This is a genomic window from Microcoleus pseudofavosus SVA1_A4, assembly GCF_036700565.1.
Classification (GTDB): domain Bacteria; phylum Cyanobacteriota; class Cyanobacteriia; order Cyanobacteriales; family Microcoleaceae; genus Microcoleus.
In genome coordinates, this window is record NZ_JAUBPE010000162.1 from 1 (window position 1) to 3,234 (window position 3,234).

Genomic DNA, 3,234 nt, shown 5'->3' on the forward strand with positions numbered 1-3,234 from the left:
AGTTTTTCTCATTGTCAAATACCTCGAAAGTAGACCACTCATATTTATCAATGCACTATTTTGTGATTTTGTCAATGCGTAAGTCCTAGTGACCTAAATAGGGCTTGCTGAATAATCGAGTGCATATTGCGTGGCCCGGGTTTCGAGCGCCAGATCGAGAGTAAAGTGCAAGATAAACAGGTAAAATAGGTTAAAACCCGTGCATAGCCACATGCGATCGTGTACAAAAAAGCTGAGCTTGCTCCCCTCCAACCCTTAGACTTTGAACTAACCAACGGATGTAAATTGTCAGCCCTCAACCGTTGGGTAAAAATGGCCCAAATAATCCCGTGGGATGAATTTGAATCAGAATATGCGGCTAACTTCCCGACAGCGCATGGTGCACCAGCCAAATCTTTTCGGATGGCGTTGGGAGCATTAATCATCAAAGAAAAGCTGGGAATTAGCGATCATGAAACAGTAGAACAGATCCGGGAAAACCCCTATCTACAATACTTTATTGGTCAATCAAGCTACAGTAACGAGCTACCCTTTGACCCATCTCTATTAGTTCATTTTCGGCAAAGGATTAGTCCGAACCTAATTAATAAAGTCAACGAACGAATGGTAGAAAAAATCCGCTCCATCACCCCAGTTAAACCAGAAAAAAAAAGGATTCGGACGCCAAAAATGAGTCACCCAATCGCGGAAAACTAATCATAGATGCAACCTGCGCTCCAGCCGATATTAGTTATCCGACCGACTTAGGACTATTAAACAGAGCCAGAGTTCACACCGAAAAAATCATAGATATCCTGTATAAACAGCTCAAAGGTCAAATCCCGAAAAAACCAAAAACCTACCGTAATCTCGCCCGAAAAGATTACTTATTAATAGCCAAACAAAGAAGACCATCCCGCCACAAAAAAAGACAGGCAATTAAAAAACAACTTCAATATATTAAAAGAAAATTGGCTCATATTGAACAGCTAATTGATTCAGGTACGACCTTAGAAGGTTTGAATAAAAAGCAATATAAAACTTTGCTAGTCCTCACAGAGGTCTATCGCCAACAGCAATGGTTATTTGATAACAATAAACAGAGCATTGAGGAGAGAATAGTAAGTTTAAGCCAACCCCATATCCGTCCCATAGTCAGAGGAAAAGCCGGAAAAAGCGTAGAGTTTGGAGCCAAACTCTCAGCCAGTTGTTTTGAAGGATATGTATTTTTAAACCGAATGAGCTGGGATAATTTTAACGAATCAGGAGACTTAAAAGCACAAGTAGAAGCATATCATAGGTTCACAGGATATTATCCAGAGTCAGTTCATGCAGATCGGATTTATCGAACAAGATCAAACCGAGCTTGGTGTCATGAAAAAGGCATTAGAATCAGTGGACCACCCCTAGGGAGACCCCCAGCAAATGTCAGACAAGAAAAAAAGAGGCAAGCGTTGGAAGATGACAGAATTAGGAATGCGATTGAGGGTAAATTCGGGGAAGGTAAACGAAGATTCGGTCTCAATCGTATCATGGCAAAACTTGATAATACTTCACAAACAACTATTGCTATCACTTTTTTAGTCATGAACCTTTCTACCTGGTGGCGCCGGGTTTTTTATGTGTTTTTATGTCGAGCGGCTCAAACAATGCCTGTTTTTGGACTTAACATAATTGGCGCTTATATTTCACTCAAAATAAGGCAGGAAAAACTCATCTTTAACTCGGTTTGAATATATCGATCACTCCGGAGCGCCAGAAAGCGATCGATTATTCAGCAAGCCCTAAATAAAGTGTGGATAAATTGGTCAGACGGAAGATCGCTTCTGGTACGCTTGTCAGTTGGTTTTCAGTTAAATGAAGATCGGATAAATTGGTCAGACGGGAGATAGTTTGTGGTACGCTCGTCAGTTCGTTACCATTTAAAATAAGTTGGGATAAATTGGTCAGACGAGAGATATCTTCTGGTACGCTCGTCAGCTTGTTCCAAGTTAAATTCAACGTTTCCAGCCATTCCAACTCAAACACCTCGGTCGGAATTTCGGTTAATGAATTATCTTTCAAATCTAATTCAGTGAGGCGTTGTTTTTTGACTTGTTGAATTTTTTGCCTAATGTGGTCAGCAGTCATTTTTCAGTTCCCACATATTTTTAAAGATGGCATTAAATAGCCAATCTGGAGCGATTCCGAATTCATGCAACTTAGCCGCCAATCGTTGTACCCTTTGACGTTTTTGCTCTGCTTGCTGTGTAATCTACAGCAGAAAATCACCTAACTTATCACCTGCAGCCAGTTCATGGTTTGTGCCAACCCTTCCCCCGCTCAAATCGCCAAATATAATTCTCGTTGTGGCATCCACACGGGCCTCGGAGATTTTGCCGATTATAACATATATGTTGCATCCTGACGAGGTGACAAAGTGATAGCTTTCAACGATTTAGCTGTGCGATCGCGCCTTTCCTCTCCACCACACCAACAGAGTTTTACAATACCAATCAAGCAAATTGAAGCTTACTAAGCTGTTGTGCCTTTAAATAGGGTATAATAAAAAATGAGTTTAGTCAATCAATACAAAAATGCCAGCTAAGAACCATCTCAATCCCCAACAAATAGAGAAACTACAAAAAGCCTTAAGAGAGGAAGAAAAAGCAAATGTCAGAGAAAGAATTCTGATTTTATTATTGCTCAATGACGGCAAAACACAATCTAAAATTGCTGATTTTTTGGGTTGTTCAGTAAACAAAGTATCTTATTGGTGTCTTAAGGGAGACCCTGACAATTTAGAAAGTCTAATAGATGAGAGAATGAAGGGAAATCACAAAAAAGCCACAGATAAATATAGAGAAATATTATTAGAGACTATAGAAAAAGACCCTCAAGAATTAGGATATGATTTTGGAAGATGGACAGCGCAGAGATTAGCAACATACTTAGAGGAATCCACAGGAATAAAATTAAGTGGAGGACAAGTTTGGAGGATATTAAAGCAAAAAAAGTATGTTTACATCTGGGTTAAATATAGCCTGGAGTCCAAGAGAAATCCGGAAAAAAGAACAGCGTTTAAAATAAAAATAGCAGAATATTTAAAAATAGAAAAAGAATCGCCAGAACGTTTACAGGTATGGTTTTGGGACGAGAGTGGATTTAGTTTAAGAGTCACCAGAAGAAAGAACTGGTGTAAAAAAGGCAGCCGAAAAAAGATCCGAGGAGACAGGAGAAAAGGCAGAGTTAATGTAATGGGAGGAGTGAGAAATT

At 39.6% G+C, this 3,234-nt stretch carries 3 protein-coding genes; 2 read left to right on the forward strand and 1 reads right to left on the reverse strand.

Translation table 11 applies throughout. From position 1 onward, the window contains the following. Nucleotides 1–219: 219 nt before the first annotated feature. A protein-coding gene (locus QUA02_RS33030; RefSeq protein WP_333033942.1) for an IS5 family transposase occupies nucleotides 220–1,712 on the forward strand; the annotation gives its coding sequence in 2 pieces (ribosomal slippage) (nucleotides 220–637 and nucleotides 637–1,712; 1,494 coding nt in all). 37 nt (nucleotides 1,713–1,749) lie between these two features. On the opposite strand, the gene QUA02_RS33035 is transcribed toward QUA02_RS33030, so the two are convergent. Next, nucleotides 1,750–2,109: a leucine-rich repeat domain-containing protein gene (locus tag QUA02_RS33035; protein WP_333033943.1), complete on the reverse strand. Its 360-nt coding sequence runs from the start codon at nucleotides 2,107–2,109 to the stop codon at nucleotides 1,750–1,752. Nucleotides 2,110–2,555: 446 nt separating this feature from the next. Between QUA02_RS33035 and QUA02_RS33040 the strand changes: the two genes are divergently transcribed. Further along, nucleotides 2,556–3,234: IS630 family transposase (locus QUA02_RS33040; RefSeq protein ID WP_333033944.1), on the forward strand; the 679-nt coding region annotated here is incomplete at its 3' end.